Annotated in this window: 14 protein-coding genes; 9 read left to right on the forward strand and 5 right to left on the reverse strand. The window is 64.4% G+C overall.

Translation table 11 applies throughout. The features are described 5' to 3' along the window. Positions 1 to 62: 62 nt before the first annotated feature. Entirely contained in the window at positions 63 to 899 is an 837-nt protein-coding gene (locus J2857_RS11825; protein WP_210010382.1) for a tetratricopeptide repeat protein, read from the reverse strand. A gap of 142 nt (positions 900 to 1041) precedes the next feature. Between J2857_RS11825 and J2857_RS11830 the strand changes: the two genes are divergently transcribed. The 9 genes from J2857_RS11830 (at position 1042) to J2857_RS11870 (ending at position 10855) form a co-directional block, all read left to right on the forward strand. Next, the gene (locus J2857_RS11830) at positions 1042 to 2436 is read left to right on the forward strand and encodes a leucyl aminopeptidase family protein (protein ID WP_210010383.1); all 1395 of its coding nucleotides are present in this window, start codon (positions 1042 to 1044) and stop codon (positions 2434 to 2436) included. An 84-nt stretch (positions 2437 to 2520) separates the two neighbouring features. Further along, the gene (locus J2857_RS11835; RefSeq protein WP_210010384.1) at positions 2521 to 2862 is read left to right on the forward strand and encodes a MarR family transcriptional regulator; all 342 of its coding nucleotides are present in this window, start codon (positions 2521 to 2523) and stop codon (positions 2860 to 2862) included. A 31-nt stretch (positions 2863 to 2893) separates the two neighbouring features. Next, on the forward strand, positions 2894 to 3745 hold the full coding sequence (locus J2857_RS11840) for an NlpC/P60 family protein (protein ID WP_210011652.1): 852 nt from the start codon (positions 2894 to 2896) through the stop codon (positions 3743 to 3745). Between the two features lie 92 nt (positions 3746 to 3837). Then, entirely contained in the window at positions 3838 to 4200 is a 363-nt protein-coding gene (locus J2857_RS11845; RefSeq protein ID WP_210010385.1) for a hypothetical protein, read from the forward strand. Between the two features lie 157 nt (positions 4201 to 4357). After that, positions 4358 to 5506 carry an isovaleryl-CoA dehydrogenase gene (locus tag J2857_RS11850; protein WP_210011653.1) on the forward strand — a complete coding sequence of 383 codons (1149 nt, stop codon included), beginning with the start codon at positions 4358 to 4360 and terminating at the stop codon, positions 5504 to 5506. Then, the gene (locus J2857_RS11855; protein ID WP_210010386.1) at positions 5506 to 7113 is read left to right on the forward strand and encodes a carboxyl transferase domain-containing protein; all 1608 of its coding nucleotides are present in this window, start codon (positions 5506 to 5508) and stop codon (positions 7111 to 7113) included. Before J2857_RS11850 ends, J2857_RS11855 begins: the two co-directional genes overlap by 1 nt. A gap of 78 nt (positions 7114 to 7191) precedes the next feature. Next, positions 7192 to 9198, forward strand: a complete 2007-nt coding sequence (locus J2857_RS11860) for an acetyl/propionyl/methylcrotonyl-CoA carboxylase subunit alpha (protein ID WP_210010387.1) — start codon at positions 7192 to 7194, stop codon at positions 9196 to 9198. Continuing rightward, positions 9191 to 10048: a hydroxymethylglutaryl-CoA lyase gene (locus tag J2857_RS11865; protein ID WP_210010388.1), complete on the forward strand. Its 858-nt coding sequence runs from the start codon at positions 9191 to 9193 to the stop codon at positions 10046 to 10048. Before J2857_RS11860 ends, J2857_RS11865 begins: the two co-directional genes overlap by 8 nt. Beyond that, positions 10049 to 10855 carry a crotonase/enoyl-CoA hydratase family protein gene (locus J2857_RS11870; protein WP_210010389.1) on the forward strand — a complete coding sequence of 269 codons (807 nt, stop codon included), beginning with the start codon at positions 10049 to 10051 and terminating at the stop codon, positions 10853 to 10855. Between the two features lie 32 nt (positions 10856 to 10887). Here the strand turns inward: J2857_RS11870 and J2857_RS11875 are convergent, their stop codons facing one another. The 4 genes from J2857_RS11875 to J2857_RS11890 form a co-directional block, all read right to left on the reverse strand. Continuing rightward, entirely contained in the window at positions 10888 to 11901 is a 1014-nt protein-coding gene (locus J2857_RS11875; protein WP_210010390.1) for a Bug family tripartite tricarboxylate transporter substrate binding protein, read from the reverse strand. A gap of 25 nt (positions 11902 to 11926) precedes the next feature. Beyond that, the gene (locus tag J2857_RS11880; RefSeq protein ID WP_210010391.1) at positions 11927 to 12802 is read right to left on the reverse strand and encodes an amidohydrolase family protein; all 876 of its coding nucleotides are present in this window, start codon (positions 12800 to 12802) and stop codon (positions 11927 to 11929) included. Positions 12803 to 12821: 19 nt separating this feature from the next. After that, positions 12822 to 13475, reverse strand: coding sequence for a TetR/AcrR family transcriptional regulator (locus J2857_RS11885; RefSeq protein ID WP_210010392.1), 654 nt, complete (start codon positions 13473 to 13475; stop codon positions 12822 to 12824). 132 nt (positions 13476 to 13607) lie between these two features. After that, positions 13608 to 15530 (reverse strand): FAD-binding monooxygenase, encoded by a 1923-nt coding sequence (locus tag J2857_RS11890; RefSeq protein ID WP_210010393.1) that lies wholly within the window; start codon positions 15528 to 15530, stop codon positions 13608 to 13610. Between the last annotated feature and the right edge of the window lie 72 nt (positions 15531 to 15602).

The following is a 15602-nucleotide window of genomic DNA, read 5'->3' on the forward strand; positions in this document are numbered from 1 at the left end:
GGACCACCCGAAAACAGGAAAACCGGCGCAAGACCGGCTTTGTTGGAATGACGGGAGCCTGATCAGTTCGTATTGTTGGGCTTGCTCTTGCCATCCTTGTCGGCGAGCTTTGCCCAGGCATTCTGCTGGGATAACATCGAACGCAGATAGGTGACGTTGGCGTCGGCCTGCTGCTGCGAGAGTTCCTTGCGGGCGATCTGCTCGGCTTCCGCGAAACGGCCCTGCAGGCCGACCACCAGCGCCAGGTTCTGGCGGACCCGGCTGTCGGCAGCCGGCTGGCCGGCGGCATTGCGCATGTAGGTTTCCGCCGTCTTCAGGTCACCGGAGAGCACGTAGGACATTCCGAGGTTGGACATCACGCTCGGTTCGTTCGGCTGGGTGTCGAGCGCCATGCGGTATTTCTGGCGGGCCTCCGCCGAGCGGCCGAGCTGGTCGAGCACGGCACCTTCGGCGGAATAGAGCCGCCAGTCGGGATGATCGGGGGTCTGGGCGCGGTTGATGGTCGCGAGCGCCTGTTCGAGCTGGCCGGCGCCCGCCTGGGCCTTGCCATAGGCTGCCAGCACGTCGCGGTCGGCCGGATGGGCGATCGCCACCTGCTGCATGACCGCAAGTGCCTGCGCGTTCTTGCCCGTCATGCCGAGCACCGTCGCATATCGCAGCCCGATTTCCTTGTTCTTGGGGTCGCGGGCATAGCTCTCGCCGACCGACTTCTCGGTGCCGGCAAGATCGTTCGCGTTCATGCCGTCCATGGAGGCGGACGAGGTCCTTGGGATCGAGCCCGTCGTTGCGACATCCCGCTTCGTCGCGCAGCCGGTGACCGAGAGAGTGGCGAGGATCACGAGGGCGGCGGTCTGGGCGAGGCGGGTCTTGCGAAGCGTCACGGCTGCGGAAGCGGTCATGGGGTGCGGTCTCGTTCGGTCCGGTGCCACGTCTTCCCGAATAAGGAGCGGGCATATAGCGCATTTCCCCTCCAGCAATAAACTGTTAACCTTAACAGATCGTTAAGATGAGCGATTCCAGCAGCTTCCGAAGGCTCCCTCCATGGCACCCTATCAATATATCGAACGTCCCTCTCCCTTCAGCGCGAAAGGAGCGGCGACCAGGCCGGTCCATGCGGTGACACCTTCCGACCTCGACGCGGGGAAGCTCGATGCGGCAGCGCTCGCCTGGGCGAAGGCTGCGGGCTTCAAGGCGGAAGCCGGCGCGGTGCTTCTGTTGCCAGCGGCCGGCGGTGAAGTGGGCAGCGCCCTGTTCGGCCTTGGCAGCGATCCCGCCGAAGCGCCCTTCATCACTGGAAAGCTCTCAAAGCTCCTGCCCGCGGGCGACTGGCATGTCGAGACCTCGGCGCTTACAGCCGCGCATCTGGCCCTCGGTTACGGCCTCGGCACCTACGGCTTCAGCCGCTACAAATCCGAAAAGCCGAAGGATGTCCGGCTTTCGATCCCCGAAACGGCCGATACCGCCGATGTGGAGCGCCAGCTTGCCGGCGTCTTCCTGGCCCGTGACCTCATCAATATTCCGACCAACGAGATGGGGCCGGTCGAGCTGGAAGCGGCCTTCCGGGCGCTCGGCGAACATTACGGCGCAACCGTCACCTCGATCGTCGGCGAGGACCTGCTCGCCCGGAATTTCCCGCTCGTTCACACGGTCGGCCGCGCCAGCGTCTCAGCTCCGCGGCTGCTCGAAATGCGCTGGGGCGAGAAGGGGCATCCGCGCGTCACCCTGGTCGGCAAGGGCGTCTGTTTCGATACCGGTGGCCTCGACATCAAGGGTGCCGCCAACATGGCGCTGATGAAGAAGGACATGGGCGGTGCCGCGAACGTCATGGGCCTTGCCCTGATGATCATGGATGCCGGCCTCAAGGTCGATTTGCAGGTTCTGGTACCGGCCGTCGAGAATTCCATTTCCGGCAATGCCTTCCGCCCCGGCGATATCTACAGGAGCCGCAAGGGCCTCACCGTCCAGATCGACAATACCGACGCCGAAGGCCGGCTGGTCCTTGCCGACGCGCTTGCCTATGCGGACGAAAACCCACCGGACCTGATGGTCGACATGTCGACGCTGACGGGGGCTGCCCGCGTCGCGCTCGGCACCGAGCTTGCGCCCTATTTCACCGACGATGAAGCGCTCGCCGGCAAGCTGATGGATGCGGCTCGCACTGAAGCCGATCCGATGTGGCGCCTGCCGCTCTGGATGGGCTACGACAAGGATATCCGCTCCCGCGCCGCCGATATCACCAATTCGCCCTCGGGCGGCATGGCCGGTGCGATTACCGCAGCACTTTTCCTCAAGCGCTTCGTCACCGCCACCAGAAGCTGGGTGCATTTCGACATCTACGGCTGGGTAGCGGCCGAAAGGCCGCAGGCGCCGATCGGCGGCGAAGCGTTTGCGATCCGCGCGCTCTACCGCACGATCTGCGACATGGCCGCGAAATAAACCGGTTCCGAAACAAACCGGTAAGAACTTCGGCCTAAAATTCGTCGGACTTGAAGCGAGTCCGGATTTTTAAACCGAGGTGTGATGCCGGTTGACTTGACCGCCACGGAAGCGCTGGGCCTCTGGCACCGGGTATCGCTGGAGCAGGTGCGGCATGATGGCCGCGATCTGACATTGCGCCAGATGTCCATTCTGCTGCATATTTACCTCGTGCCGCCGCCGCACACGGTGCGGGGGCTGGCCGCGACGCTCGGCGTCACCAAGCCGGTCATCACCCGCGCGCTCGACACGATGGGCGAGATGGGTCTGGTGGATCGCCAGCGCGACGAGCGGGACCGCCGCAACGTGGTGATCAAGCGCACGGTGGCCGGCGCGCTCTATCTGGAAAAATTGGGCGACCTGATCATCCGAGAGGGCCGCCAATGAGGGTTTCGACGGGACATTTGAAGTGACGACACTGCTCGATAGACGCCTGCACGCCTTCCGCCCTGACCTTGCCGACGAGACGCTGAGAGGCAGCGTCGAGGCCGGCCAGTTCGTCCGTGGTGAACCCGCGCGTATTGCAGTACCTGTCGCGCAGCTGCGCCCGGCGCCGGACCTCGCCCGCGGCTTCGATACCGAGCTTCTTTTCGGCGAAACGGTGCGGGTCTTCGACCGCGCCGACGGTTTTGCCTGGGTGCAGGCCGATCAGGACGGCTATGTCGGATACCTGCCCGAAACGATGCTTGGAAGCCTGGACGAGCCGACCCATCGCATCGCCGTGCCGCGCACTTTCCTTTATCCGGAAGCGGAGCTCCGCAGGCCGCCGGTCGCTGCCCTGTCCATGGGCAGCCGCATCACCATCGTCGGCGAGGCGGAAACCCGCGGCACCCGTTATTTCGTATTGGCGAACGGCGAGGCGGTGATCGCTCGCCATTGTCTCCCCATCGCCGAGACCTTGGGCGACGATTACGTCGCCGTCGCTGAAAAATTCATTGAGACGCCCTATCTCTGGGGCGGCCGTTCCGGTTTCGGGCTGGATTGCTCGTCGCTCGTGCAGCTTGCCCTGATGATGACGGGCCAATCCGCCCCGCGCGACTCCGATATGCAGGCCTCGATCGGCAAAGAGATCGGCCAAGGGGAACTTCGCCGCGGCGACCTCGTTTTATGGGAGGGTCATGTCGGCATCATGGAGAATGCCGAGACGCTTCTCCACGCCAACGGCCACACGATGAGCGTCGCCCGCGAGAATTTCGAGGCGGCCGTTCAGCGGATCGGCTGGCTGTACGAGCAGCCAACCGGTTATCGCCGTCTGGATAACTGCCAATGATCACGCAAACGTGGTCCCCGGCCCATGGATTGGACATCCTGCCGTCCATATCTCTGGTTCATCCGCAGTTTGCGTGGATGAGGAGTCGATTGATGCTCAAAGGTGCATGGATACTGCCGGCCGTGATGCTCGTGGCGCTGCTTGTTGCCGCGCTGGTTCCGGCCGAGGTGTTCGCGGCCGAGCCCCAGGCCTTCCCCAAGGATGTGCAGACCTACTTCCGTAACCTGCCCGGCGTCGTGCCCGAGGCAGAACACGCCAAGAAGCAGGCCTATGAATGCACCAGCGACATCGAGAACGTCTATCGCAGCCGCGGCGGTTTCGACATTCTCTATGGCGACGTGATGCCGACGCGGATCTACCGCTGCAAGACGCCGAGCGGCGTGACCTATACCGGTACGCGCATGCCGAACAATGCATGGGCCCCCGGCATTCACCCCTATCATCTGCCCGAATAGGGCAATCTTCGTTCAAACGCGGCGAACGGGAAGACCGTATCTTGCGATGTCGCGCCAGAGCGCCGACCAGCCATTGACGACCCGCCGCTGCTGCCTCACTACTTTCTGACATACTAAACTTGGTACACCGGGAGGATGCAGGGTGTTCCACGCAAGCATGAATTTTGCGCTCGGCGAGGAGGTCGACGCTGTTCGTGAGACGGTCCACCGTTTCGCGCAGGAGAAACTGGCCCCCCGCGCCGAAGAGATCGACCGCAGCAACGAATTTGCCCGTGACCTCTGGCCGGAACTGGGGGCGCTCGGCCTGCTCGGCATCACCGCCGATCCGGATTTCGGCGGCTCGGGTCTTGGTTACCTCGCCCACGTCGTGGCCGTCGAGGAACTCGCCCGCGCCTCGGCCTCAACCTCGCTCAGCTACGGCGCCCATTCCAACCTCTGCGTCAACCAGATCAACCGCAACGGCAATGCCGAGCAGAAGGCTCGTTACCTGCCGAAACTCTGCTCCGGCGAACATGTCGGCGCGCTTGCCATGTCGGAGCCCGGCGCCGGCTCCGACGTCGTCTCGATGAAGCTGCGTGCCGAAAAGCGCGGCGATGCTTACGCCCTGAACGGAACGAAGATGTGGATTACCAACGGCCCGGATGCCGACGTTTTGGTTGTCTACGCCAAGACCGATCCGTCCGCCGCCTCGAAGGGCATCACCGCCTTCCTGATCGAAAAGGGTTTCAAGGGGTTCTCGACCGCCCAGAAGCTCGACAAGCTCGGCATGCGCGGCTCCAACACCTGCGAACTGGTGTTTCAGGATTGCGAAGTGCCGGCCGAAAACGTCATGGGTTCCGAAGGCGGCGGCGTACGCGTGCTGATGTCCGGCCTCGATTACGAGCGCGTCGTGCTTTCCGCAATCGGTATCGGCATCATGCATGCCTGCCTCGACGTGGTGATGCCCTATGTCCACGAGCGAAAGCAGTTCGGCCAGCCGATCGGCGAGTTCCAGCTGATCCAAGCCAAGGTCGCCGACATGTACACGGCGATGAATTCCGCCCGCGCCTATGTCTATGCCGTCGCCGCCGCCTGCGACCGCGGCGCGGTGACGCGGCAGGACGCAGCCGCCTGCTGCCTCTATGCTTCCGAACAGGCGACCCAGCAGGCGCTGCAGGCAATCCAGATCCTCGGCGGCAACGGTTATATCAACGACAATCCGACCGGCCGCCTGCTGCGCGACGCCAAGTTGATGGAGATCGGCGCCGGCACGTCCGAAATCCGCCGCATGCTGATCGGCCGCGAACTCTTCAAGGAAACCGCCTGATGGCTGTCATCCGGTCGCAGGTCAATCTCAGGAGCGAAGCCGCCGAAGCCAATCGAACCTCGATGCAGGCAAAACTTGCCGAGGTCGAGGCCGCCGTGGCGCTTGCCGAAGCCGGCGGCGGAGAAGAGGCGCGGGCGCGGCATGTGAAGCGCGGCAAGCTGCTTGCCCGCGAGCGTATCGCCCGGCTGCTCGATCACGGTTCGCCCTTTCTCGAAGTCGGCGCCACTGCCGCCCACGGGCTTTACGGCGGCGCGAGCCCATCGGCTGGAATCGTCACCGGCATCGGCCGGGTCGAGGGCCGCGAGGTGATGATCGTTGCCAACGACGCCACCGCCAAGGGCGGCACCTATTATCCGATAACGGTCAAGAAGCATCTGCGCGCCCAGGAGATCGCCGAGGAGAACCGGCTCCCTTGCGTCTATCTGGTCGATTCCGGCGGCGCCAACCTGCCGAACCAGGACGAGGTGTTTCCCGACCGGGATCATTTCGGCCGCATCTTCTTCAACCAGGCCCGCATGTCGGCACAAGGCATCGCCCAGATCGCGGCCGTCATGGGCTCCTGTACCGCGGGTGGCGCCTATGTGCCTGCCATGTCCGACGAGGCGATCATCGTCAGGGACCAGGGCACGATCTTCCTTGCCGGCCCGCCGCTGGTAAAGGCGGCGACAGGCGAGGAAGTCTCGGCAGAGGATCTCGGCGGCGGCGACGTCCACACGCGCCTCTCCGGCGTAGCCGATCATCTCGCCCGCGACGACGCCCATGCCCTGGCGCTGGTCCGCCGCGCCGTCGCCGGGCTGAACACCCGCAAGCCCGACACTGTCGTGCTGGCAACGCCCGAGGAACCGCTTTACGATCCCGAAGAGATCGCCTCGATCGTGCCGGCCTCGCTCTCGACACCCTATGACATTCGTGAAGTGATCGCCCGCGTGGTCGATGGCTCGCGGTTCGACGAGTTCAAGGCGCGTTTCGGCACGACGCTGGTCTGCGGTTTCGCGCATGTCTTCGGCATGCCCGTCGGCATCATTGCCAACAACGGCGTGCTGTTTTCCGAAAGCGCCCAGAAGGGCGCGCATTTCATCGAACTCTGCTCGCAGCGGAAGATCCCGCTCGTCTTCCTGCAAAACATCACCGGCTTCATGGTCGGCCGCAGATACGAGGCGGAAGGCATCGCCAAGCACGGCGCCAAGCTGGTCACGACGGTTGCCACCACATCCGTGCCGAAGGTCACGATCCTGCTCGGCGGCTCCTTCGGCGCCGGCAATTACGGCATGGCCGGCCGCGCCTATTCGCCGCGTTTCCTGTGGACCTGGCCGAACAGCCGCATCTCGGTGATGGGCGGCTCGCAGGCGGCCGGCGTGCTTGCGACCGTCCGGCGCGAGGCGATCGAACGCGGCGGCAAGACCTGGGATGCGGAAGAGGAGGCGGCCTTCAAACAGCCGGTGCTCGACCAGTTCGAACAACAAAGCCATCCGCTCTATGCCTCCGCAAGGCTCTGGGACGACGGTATCATCCACCCGGCCAGGACCCGTCAGGTCCTGGCCCTCAGCCTCTCCGCCGCCCTCAATGCTCCGATCGAAGAGACGCGCTTCGGCGTGTTCCGGATGTGAGGGGCGGATGTCGGATTTCATGAACATCCCCGGGCTTATCCGTCCTCTGCACCGCTCGTCCATGCCGGGGGCTGTCCCATGCTGAGAAAAGTCCTCATCGCCAATCGCGGCGAGATCGCCTGCCGCATCATCCGCACCTGCCACCGGCTGGGTGTCGCGACCGTCGCGGTCTATTCCGACGCCGACCGGGACGCCCTGCATGTGTCGCTTGCCGGCGAAGCGGTCCATATCGGCCCGTCCCCCGCTGCCGAAAGTTACCTGCACGGCGACACGATCATCGAGGCGGCATTGCGGACAGGCGCCGATGCCATCCATCCCGGCTACGGCTTTCTCTCGGAAAACCCCGACTTTGCCGATGCGGTGACATCCGCCGGCATCCGCTTCATCGGCCCGTCGTCCGATGCCATCCGCGCCATGGGCCTCAAAGACGCCGCCAAGGCGCTGATGGAAGAGGCCGGCGTGCCTGTCGTGCCGGGCTATCACGGCGCCGAACAGGATCCCGACTTCCTATCCAGGGAAGCGGAGCGCATCGGCTTTCCGGTGCTGATCAAGGCTCGCGCCGGCGGCGGCGGCAAGGGCATGCGGCGGGTCGAGGATGCCGCCACCTTCAGGGAAGCGCTCGCCTCGGCGCAGCGCGAGGCCTCGGCCGCCTTCGGCGATGCGGCCTGCCTGATCGAGAAATACATCGCCCATCCACGGCACATCGAGATCCAGGTTTTTGGCGACGACCACGGCAATGTCGTGCACCTTTTCGAACGTGACTGTTCCCTGCAGCGCCGCCACCAGAAGGTCATCGAGGAAGCGCCGGCCCCCGGCATGCCGGACGACATGCGCATCGCCATGGGCGAGGCGGCGGTCAAGGCGGCGATGGCGATTTCCTATTCCGGTGCCGGCACGATCGAGTTCATCGCCGATGCCTCGGATGGGCTGAAAGCCGACCGCTTCTGGTTCATGGAGATGAACACCCGCCTGCAGGTGGAGCATCCGGTTACCGAGGCGATCACCGGCGTCGATCTCGTCGAATGGCAGCTTCGCGTCGCATCCGGCGAGCCTCTGCCGCGCAGCCAGGACGAGCTATTCATCAGCGGCTGGGCCTTCGAGGCGCGGCTTTATGCGGAGGATGCCGAGCGGGGTTTTCTGCCTGCCACCGGCAGGCTTGCCCATCTGGACTTGCCCGAGGAACTGGCGCGCGTGGACAGCGGCGTGCGTGCCGGCGACCGGATCTCGCCCTTCTACGACCCAATGATCGCGAAAATCATCACCCGAGGCCCGGACCGCCAGACGGCACTCTCGCTCCTGTCGGCCGCCCTTGCCGAGGTTCGTGCCACCGGCATCACCACCAACGCCACATTCCTTCGCCGGCTAACAATCCAGCCGGATTTTGTCGAGGGGAGGCCCGACACCGGCCTGATCGACAGGCATCTGGCGGAATTGACGATTGGCCAGGCCCCGTCTCGGGAGGCCATGGCCCTGGCCGCTTTAAAGCTCTCCGGTGCCCTGGAGCCGAAGACCGGCAGCGATCCCTGGGACCGCTTATCCGGGTTCCGATTGTGGTCGGAAGCGGCCGACTTCGTTGAGTTGGACTACCGCGGCCAGCACGTGCCGGTCTCGCTCGGATCGATCGGGGAGGGCGCATATGCGGCCTTGGTCGATGGCAAGCCGGTCGATTTCCGCCTCTCACGCTTGGGCGCCGAGGCTTGTCTTCTGGAGGTCGCCGGCCGGAAACATCGCGTCCATCTGGTCTGCGGCGAACGTGACGTGACGATCTTCGGTGATGGCGAAAGCTGGCATTTTGGCCTCATCGACCCTCTCGCCGGCGAGGATGAGACTGCCGACGGCGGCGGTCGCATCGTCGCGCCCATGCCGGGCCTCGTGAAACTCCTTCATGCCACCCCGGGAGCCGCCGTCACAAAGGGTGAGACCCTGGCCGTCATGGAAGCCATGAAGATGGAACTGACGCTGACCGCACCGCGCGACGGTACGATTGCCGAGGTGCTGGTGTCGCAGGGCGAACAGGTAGTCGAAAGCGCGGTGCTGCTGACCCTTGAACCGGAACCGGAAGCCGGGGGGGCGGAGGATGGCTGAATTCGTCCGCATCCACGAGATGGGGCCGCGTGATGGGCTGCAGAACGAGAAGCGTATCATCTCGACCGCCGACAAGATCCGGCTGGTCGACCTGCTCTCCGCATGCGGCTTCGAAAAAATCGAGGTGACGAGTTTTGTGCGAGCCGACTGGGTGCCGCAGATGGCCGATGGCGCCGAGGTCATGGCCGGCATCGCCCGCCGCCCGGGCACGCTCTACACCGTGCTGACACCGAACGTGCGGGGATATGCGGCCGCCGTCTCGGCAAAAGCGGACGAGGTCGCCGTCTTCGCCTCGGCATCCGAAGGCTTCAGCCATCGCAACATCAATTGCAGCATCGCGGAGAGCTTTCAACGCTTCGCGCCTGTGATCGACGGCGCCCGCCGCGACAGCATCCCGGTCCGCGCCTATGTCTCCTGTGCCGTCGATTGTCCCTTTGACGGTCCAACGCCGCCGGCCCAGGTGGCACGGGTGGCAACGCAGCTTCACGCGCTCGGCTGCAGCGAGGTGGCGCTGGCCGACACGATCGGCACCGGCACGCCGGACCGGGTCGCCGCCATGCTCGATGCGGTCTTGGAGCAGCTCCCGGCGGCCAAACTCGCCGGGCATTTTCACGACACCAACGGCCGGGCGCTCGACAACATCACCGTCTCGCTCAAAAAGGGATTGCGTGTATTCGATGCCGCAGCCGGCGGCCTTGGCGGCTGCCCGTATGCGCCGGGCGCCGAAGGCAATGTCGCAACCGGAAAAACGGTCGACCATCTGCATGCGCTGGGTTTCGAGACCCGCATAGACCGCGACCGGCTGACCGATGCGGAGGCTTTTGCCCGCAGCCTGAGAGGAGCGCGCTAAATGGGTGCTTACGACACGCTGACACTGGAACGGGATGCCCGCGGGGTGGCGACACTGACGCTCGCCCGGGCCGAAAAGCACAACGCCATGAACGCGCAGATGATCGCCGATCTGACGGACGCGGCCGGCAGGCTCGCAGCCGACGAGGCGGTCCGCGTCGTTGTTCTCGCATCCGCCGGCTCCACATTCTGCGCCGGGGGCGACCTGCAATGGATGCGCGGCCAGGCGGCGAGGAATCGCGCCGGCAAGATCGAGGGAGCGACGGAACTTGCCCTCATGCTGAAGGCGCTCGACGACCTGCCGAAGCCGCTGATCGGCCGGGTTCAGGGCAATGCCTTCGGCGGCGGTATCGGCCTGATGGCCGTCTGCGACATCGTCGTCGCGGTGGAAAGCGCCTGGTTTGCGCTCACCGAAACGCGGCTAGGGCTGATCCCCGCCACCATCGGACCTTACGTCGTCCGCCGGATCGGCGAAGGCCATGCACGTCGCCTGTTCCTCAATGCCCGCCGCTTCAATGCGGTCACGGGTCGCGAGATCGGTCTTGTTTCCGTCGTTCGCACCGCCGATGAACTCGATGCGGCCGTCGAAGAGGAAGTCTCGGCCTTTCTCGATTGCGCTCCAGGCGCTGTCGCCAGCGCCAAGAACCTCGTTCAGGACCTTGCCCGCCAGACGATCGAAGATCCGATCGGCTACAGCACCGGCCTGCTCGCCGACCGCTGGGAAAGCGCCGAAGGCCGGGCCGGCATCGAGGCTTTCCTCAATCGTCGGCCAATGCCCTGGGTGGGTTCCAAGGCAGGTGGGGATTAGCCCCGGAGTGCCTCCGGGACCAATCGAAGTGGTCATTGCTTCGGAATGCCGGCCTTCTGGATTACGTCCGACCATTTCTGGATATCGGCTTTCAGGCGGCTGCCGATCTCTTCCGGGGTGCTGGACCGGGCTTCGACGCCGAGATCCGCAAACCGCTTCTGGAGGGCAGGGTCGGCCAGGACCTCGACCAGCGTGGCGTTCAGCTTCTTCACCGCTTCCGGCGGTGTGCCCTTCGGCGCGAAGATGGCATTCCAGGAGGTCACGTCGAAGCCCTTGACGCCTTCTTCCGCGGCGGTCGGGACGTTTGGCGAGAGGCTGGAGCGCGCCGGGCCGGAGGAGGCGATGGCGATCGCCTGGTTCTGCTGCAGGGCAGCTTTCAGCGCCGTCTGGCTGTCGATGATGACGTCGAGTTCACCGCCGAGCAGCGCGACCTGAAGATCAGGCGTGGCCTTGTAGGGCACAATGGTGAAATCGATCCCGGATGTCGACTTGAAGAGTTCCGCCGCAAGGTTCTGGCTGCTGCCGACATTGATGGTTCCGACATTGAGCGCGCCCGGCTTGGCCTTGGCGGCTTCCAGCACGTCCTTGAGGGTTTTGAACTTGCCACCTGACTTGGTGACGAAGACGAAATCGAAATAGGCGAGGCTCGATACCGGCACGAAATCGGCGACCGGATCGAACTGCAGGTTCTTGAAGAGCGGTACGCTGATCGCGGTGCCGTTCGAGAGCAGCGCGAGCGTGTAACCGTCCGCCGGAGCGTTCAATGCCGCCCGGGCCGCGACGGAACCACCGGCACCCGGCTGGTTCATGATCACGATCTGTTTGCCGAGCTTCTTGCCGAGCGACTCGGCAACCAGGCGTGCCGTGATGTCGGCGATCCCGCCGGGACCGAAAGGCAGCACCAGGGTGATGTCCCGAGACGGATAGGCGTCCTGCGCAAAGGCGCCGGCCGGCAGCATCAGCGTCAGGGCGACGGTCAGGGATTTCATCCAACCCACCAGCCGCCGGAACCGTCCCGGCGATCCCCCCGCAGTTTTGTAGTCCATTCTTTCCTCCTCCTTATAAGGCCGCTCAGGCGGCAAAGCCGTATAGACGTGCGGGATTGTCGACGAGCAGTCGCCGCTGGTCCTCTTCATCGAGTGCGAACCTGGGCACGAGATCCACGAGATCGGCCTCCTCGACCGGCTCCTTGAGGTTCGGGTGGGGGAAGTCGGTACCCCAGAGGCTCCGCTCGGGGCTCGCCTCCACCAGTGCTTTCGCAAAAGGCACCGCCGCATCGAACGGAAAACGCGAAATCCGCTCCGAGCCGCAAACCTTGATCCAGCAGTTTTCCCGCCGCACCAGTTCCAGCAGTGTCTGAAAAGCCGGCTGGTCGGTGCCGAGGCTGGTGTCGACGCGCCCCATATGGTCGATGACGAAGGGCACCGGCAGTCCGGCGATCATGGCGGACAGCGGAACGATGTCGGCGGCGTCGAGATGCAGCACCACGTGCCAGCCGCGACCCTTGATACGGTCGATCACCCGGTTGAAGACGGCCATGTCAGGCGCACCGCCGAGGTGGCGGACGAAATTGAACCGCACGCCACGCACACCACCGTCGTCGAGCCTCTGGCAGGCGCGGTCGTCAAAACCGTCGTCCACGATGGCGACGCCGCGATAGCGGTCCGGGCGCCAGGCGATCGCATCGAGCATGGCGCGGTTGTCGGTCCCGTGGCAGCTCGCCTGAACGATGACGGCGCGGGCGATTCCAAGCCGGTCGTGAAGCTCTGCCAGGGCCTCCTTTGGGGCGTCCTCCGGCGTATAGCTGCGGTTGGGCGCATAGGGGAAAACCGCTCCCGGACCGAACACGTGGCAATGGGCGTCACAGCTGCCCTCAGGCAACCGGAAGTCAGGCTTCCGCCGTGCGGCCGCTGCCCCGTGACCGCTCTCCTGGCGATGTTCGTTCATTTTTCCTCCCATGCGGATTTCAGGTTGCCGCGTATTGCCTGGCTTCGACGCGCAGGTTTCGGAAGCTGGCATAGCTTGCCTCGACGATTTGATTGACGGCGGCCTCCCGGTCGTTTCCATCGACCGCGCCCCCCGAAAGACGCGTCACGCGGTCCGGATTGATCAGGGCGTAATAAAGCGAGCCGAGCAGGAACTGGCTGCGCCAGACGAGCCCGCTCAAGGACGCGCCGGGCACACAATCGGCGAGGGCCTTGATGAAGGCGCGGCTGGTTTCGTCGAATGCATCTGCGATGATCGCTTGGGCGTCGGGATTTCCTTCCGCCGACAAAACCGCCCGCATCCGGGTGAATTCGGCACCGCCGCCATCGCCCTCCGACGAGGAGACGAAGGCGGGCACGACATAGGCGCGAAGGATGGCCATCAGCCGTTGATCCGCATCGCTGATCCGCAGGGCTTCGCCCAAAAGTTCGCGGCGGCGGGCGTTCATCGGCACCGTGTGGCGCTCATAGACCTCCCGCAGCAATTTTGCCTTCGAGCCGAAATGATAGGTGAGGCTGCCGACATTGGCCCCGGACGCCTTGGCGATATCCCGCAGCGACACGGCATTGTAGCCGCTGCGGGAAAACAGGGTCACGGCATTTCTGAGCAAGGCTTCCCTCAGGTTCTGGCGCATGGAGATCCATTATCAATCATATCGTCCAATTTGTACAACTGTACAAATTGGAGTGTCAATCGAAATGCGCGCTGAGGCGGCCATGACCTTCCGCGGCATCGGCTTCAAAGCCGATGCCTTCTATGACGCGGATTAACTCTGCCGAAGCATGAAGCCGTCGAAGAATGCCGATAGCTCGGTGTATCCATCGAGCGGCAGAACATGCGCAATGTACTGGTCCGGCCGCACCACCACCGTGCAACCCTGTTCCCGATCGATGCCACGCATCTCAAAGACGTCGTGGCCGTTCTTGAGGTCGGGGCAGAACATCTTCTCGTAGTCGCAGAGCCCGTAGCGGCCCTTCCGGGGCAGCAGGAAGGCCGGCATGGTCTCGATGGCGAGCGTGCGGTGGGCCTGCTGGAAGACGGCGCGGATATCGATCACCGAGTCGATGTCGGCACCGGCCGGCGTATGTCTCCTTACCGGCGAGTTGGGGGAGTCCGCCAGGAAATCGCACAGGGCACGCAGGCGGGAAGACGGCTGAGCGTGATCGTCCTTTCCGGCAAAGGCATAGATGCGCCAGCGCCCGTCCGCCTTCGCGCAATGGCCGAGCTGCACCGGCTTTGCATCGACCAGGCGGATCACCGGTGCCGAATGGAACCGGGTGCCGATCGTCAGTCCTTTGGCGAGATGCTGATGGGTCGCCTCGCCGGTCAGCACCGACGGTGTGTAGCGGGTCGCCGTGCCCGCCGTATAACGTCCGGACCGGACGAAATATTTCTGGACTTCCGCCGGCTCGACGCCCTCGCCATCCGGATCATCCGGGGATTTCAGCGGCGCGCTCAGCATGGCCGACCATTCGCGGTCGAAGTCGATCAGTTCCTTGGCGATGGTCTGGCGTTCGGCGGAATAGCTGTGCAGCAGCTCCGGCCTGCTCCGCCCCTGCAGGACGGCGGCCAGCTTCCAGCCGAGGTTGAAACCGTCCTGCATCGAGACGTTCATGCCCTGGCCGGCCTTCGGACTATGCGTATGGCAGGCATCGCCAGCGATGAACACATGCGGCAGGCGCTCCCGGGGCGCGTCGTCGAACTTGTCGGTGAGGCGCTGGCCGATCTCGTAGACCGACCACCAGGCGACCTCCTTCACCTCGAATGTGTGCGGATGCAGGATGCGCTGCACGGCCGCGATCAGCCTGTCGACGGTGATGTTCCGGCTCGCGACCCGCTCGTTTTCGTTGAGCTTGTCCAGCTCCACGTAGATGCGGACCATATAACCGCCTTCGCGCGGGATCAGAACGATGCTGCCTTCGCCGGCCGACTGGATCAGTGCCTTGAGCCGGATGTCGGGAAAATTGGTGACGGCAAGCACATCCATGACGCCCCAGGCGTGATTGGCGGAATCGCCGTGCAGCGCCCGGCCGATCGACTTGCGCACCGTGCTGCGCGCCCCGTCGCAACCGACCACGTAGCGGGCTCTGATGATCTCGATCTCACCTTCGTGGGAGGGGTCGAGACGCTCCAGCCTTGCGGTCACGGGATAGTCGGAGGCAGTCGGATCGGTCGCCAGATCGATTAGGCGCCGCGAATAATGCGGTTCGAGCCGGGCCGGCGATTTGCGCATCACGTCGAGGAAGAAATCCTGCACGCGGGCCTGGTTGAGGATGACATGCGGGAATTCGGAAAGCCCGTCCTCGGTATCGTCGATCCTGCCGCTGCGGATGATGTTTTCGCGCTTCAAGTCGTCGGGCTTCCAGAAGGAGGTCTCGTTGACCCAGTAGGATTCCCTCATCACCCGCTCGGCGAAACCGAAGGCATGGAACATTTCCATCGTGCGGCAGGCAATGCCGTCGGCCTGGCCGCGCAGCAGCGGGCCGGATCTCTGGTCGACGATGCAGGTCCTGATGTCGGGAAAGGCGGAGAGCTGCGCGGCAAGCGTCAGGCCCGCCGGTCCGCAGCCGACGATCAGGACATCGACTTCGCTGGGAAGCGGCCCTTTATCGGCCGGCGCGTTGTATCGATCCTCGGGATGAAAGATTTCCGGGTCGCCGGGTTCGAACCCGTTAAGATGGAATTGCATGGAACCAGTTTCCTCCGCATGTTTCTTCAAGGCATCCGCGGAATGGATACGGCGGATCCAATATTGATCAGT

It is taken from the genome of Neorhizobium galegae (assembly GCF_017877055.1).
GTDB lineage: Bacteria > Pseudomonadota > Alphaproteobacteria > Rhizobiales > Rhizobiaceae > Neorhizobium > Neorhizobium galegae_D.

Excerpts from the sequence above, each read along its gene's own strand:
- J2857_RS11825 (WP_210010382.1), bottom strand. The coding sequence starts at position 899 with ATGACCGCTTCCGCAGCCGTGACGCTTCGCAAGACCCGCCTCGCCCAG.
- J2857_RS11830 (WP_210010383.1), top strand. The coding sequence starts at position 1,042 with ATGGCACCCTATCAATATATCGAACGTCCCTCTCCCTTCAGCGCGAAA.
- J2857_RS11835 (WP_210010384.1), top strand. The coding sequence starts at position 2,521 with ATGCCGGTTGACTTGACCGCCACGGAAGCGCTGGGCCTCTGGCACCGG.
- J2857_RS11845 (WP_210010385.1), top strand. The coding sequence starts at position 3,838 with ATGCTCAAAGGTGCATGGATACTGCCGGCCGTGATGCTCGTGGCGCTG.
- J2857_RS11850 (WP_210011653.1), top strand. The coding sequence starts at position 4,358 with ATGAATTTTGCGCTCGGCGAGGAGGTCGACGCTGTTCGTGAGACGGTC.
- J2857_RS11855 (WP_210010386.1), top strand. The coding sequence starts at position 5,506 with ATGGCTGTCATCCGGTCGCAGGTCAATCTCAGGAGCGAAGCCGCCGAA.
- J2857_RS11860 (WP_210010387.1), top strand. The coding sequence starts at position 7,192 with ATGCTGAGAAAAGTCCTCATCGCCAATCGCGGCGAGATCGCCTGCCGC.
- J2857_RS11865 (WP_210010388.1), top strand. The coding sequence starts at position 9,191 with ATGGCTGAATTCGTCCGCATCCACGAGATGGGGCCGCGTGATGGGCTG.
- J2857_RS11870 (WP_210010389.1), top strand. The coding sequence starts at position 10,049 with ATGGGTGCTTACGACACGCTGACACTGGAACGGGATGCCCGCGGGGTG.
- J2857_RS11875 (WP_210010390.1), bottom strand. The coding sequence starts at position 11,901 with ATGGACTACAAAACTGCGGGGGGATCGCCGGGACGGTTCCGGCGGCTG.
- J2857_RS11880 (WP_210010391.1), bottom strand. The coding sequence starts at position 12,802 with ATGAACGAACATCGCCAGGAGAGCGGTCACGGGGCAGCGGCCGCACGG.
- J2857_RS11885 (WP_210010392.1), bottom strand. The coding sequence starts at position 13,475 with ATGCGCCAGAACCTGAGGGAAGCCTTGCTCAGAAATGCCGTGACCCTG.
- J2857_RS11890 (WP_210010393.1), bottom strand. The coding sequence starts at position 15,530 with ATGCAATTCCATCTTAACGGGTTCGAACCCGGCGACCCGGAAATCTTT.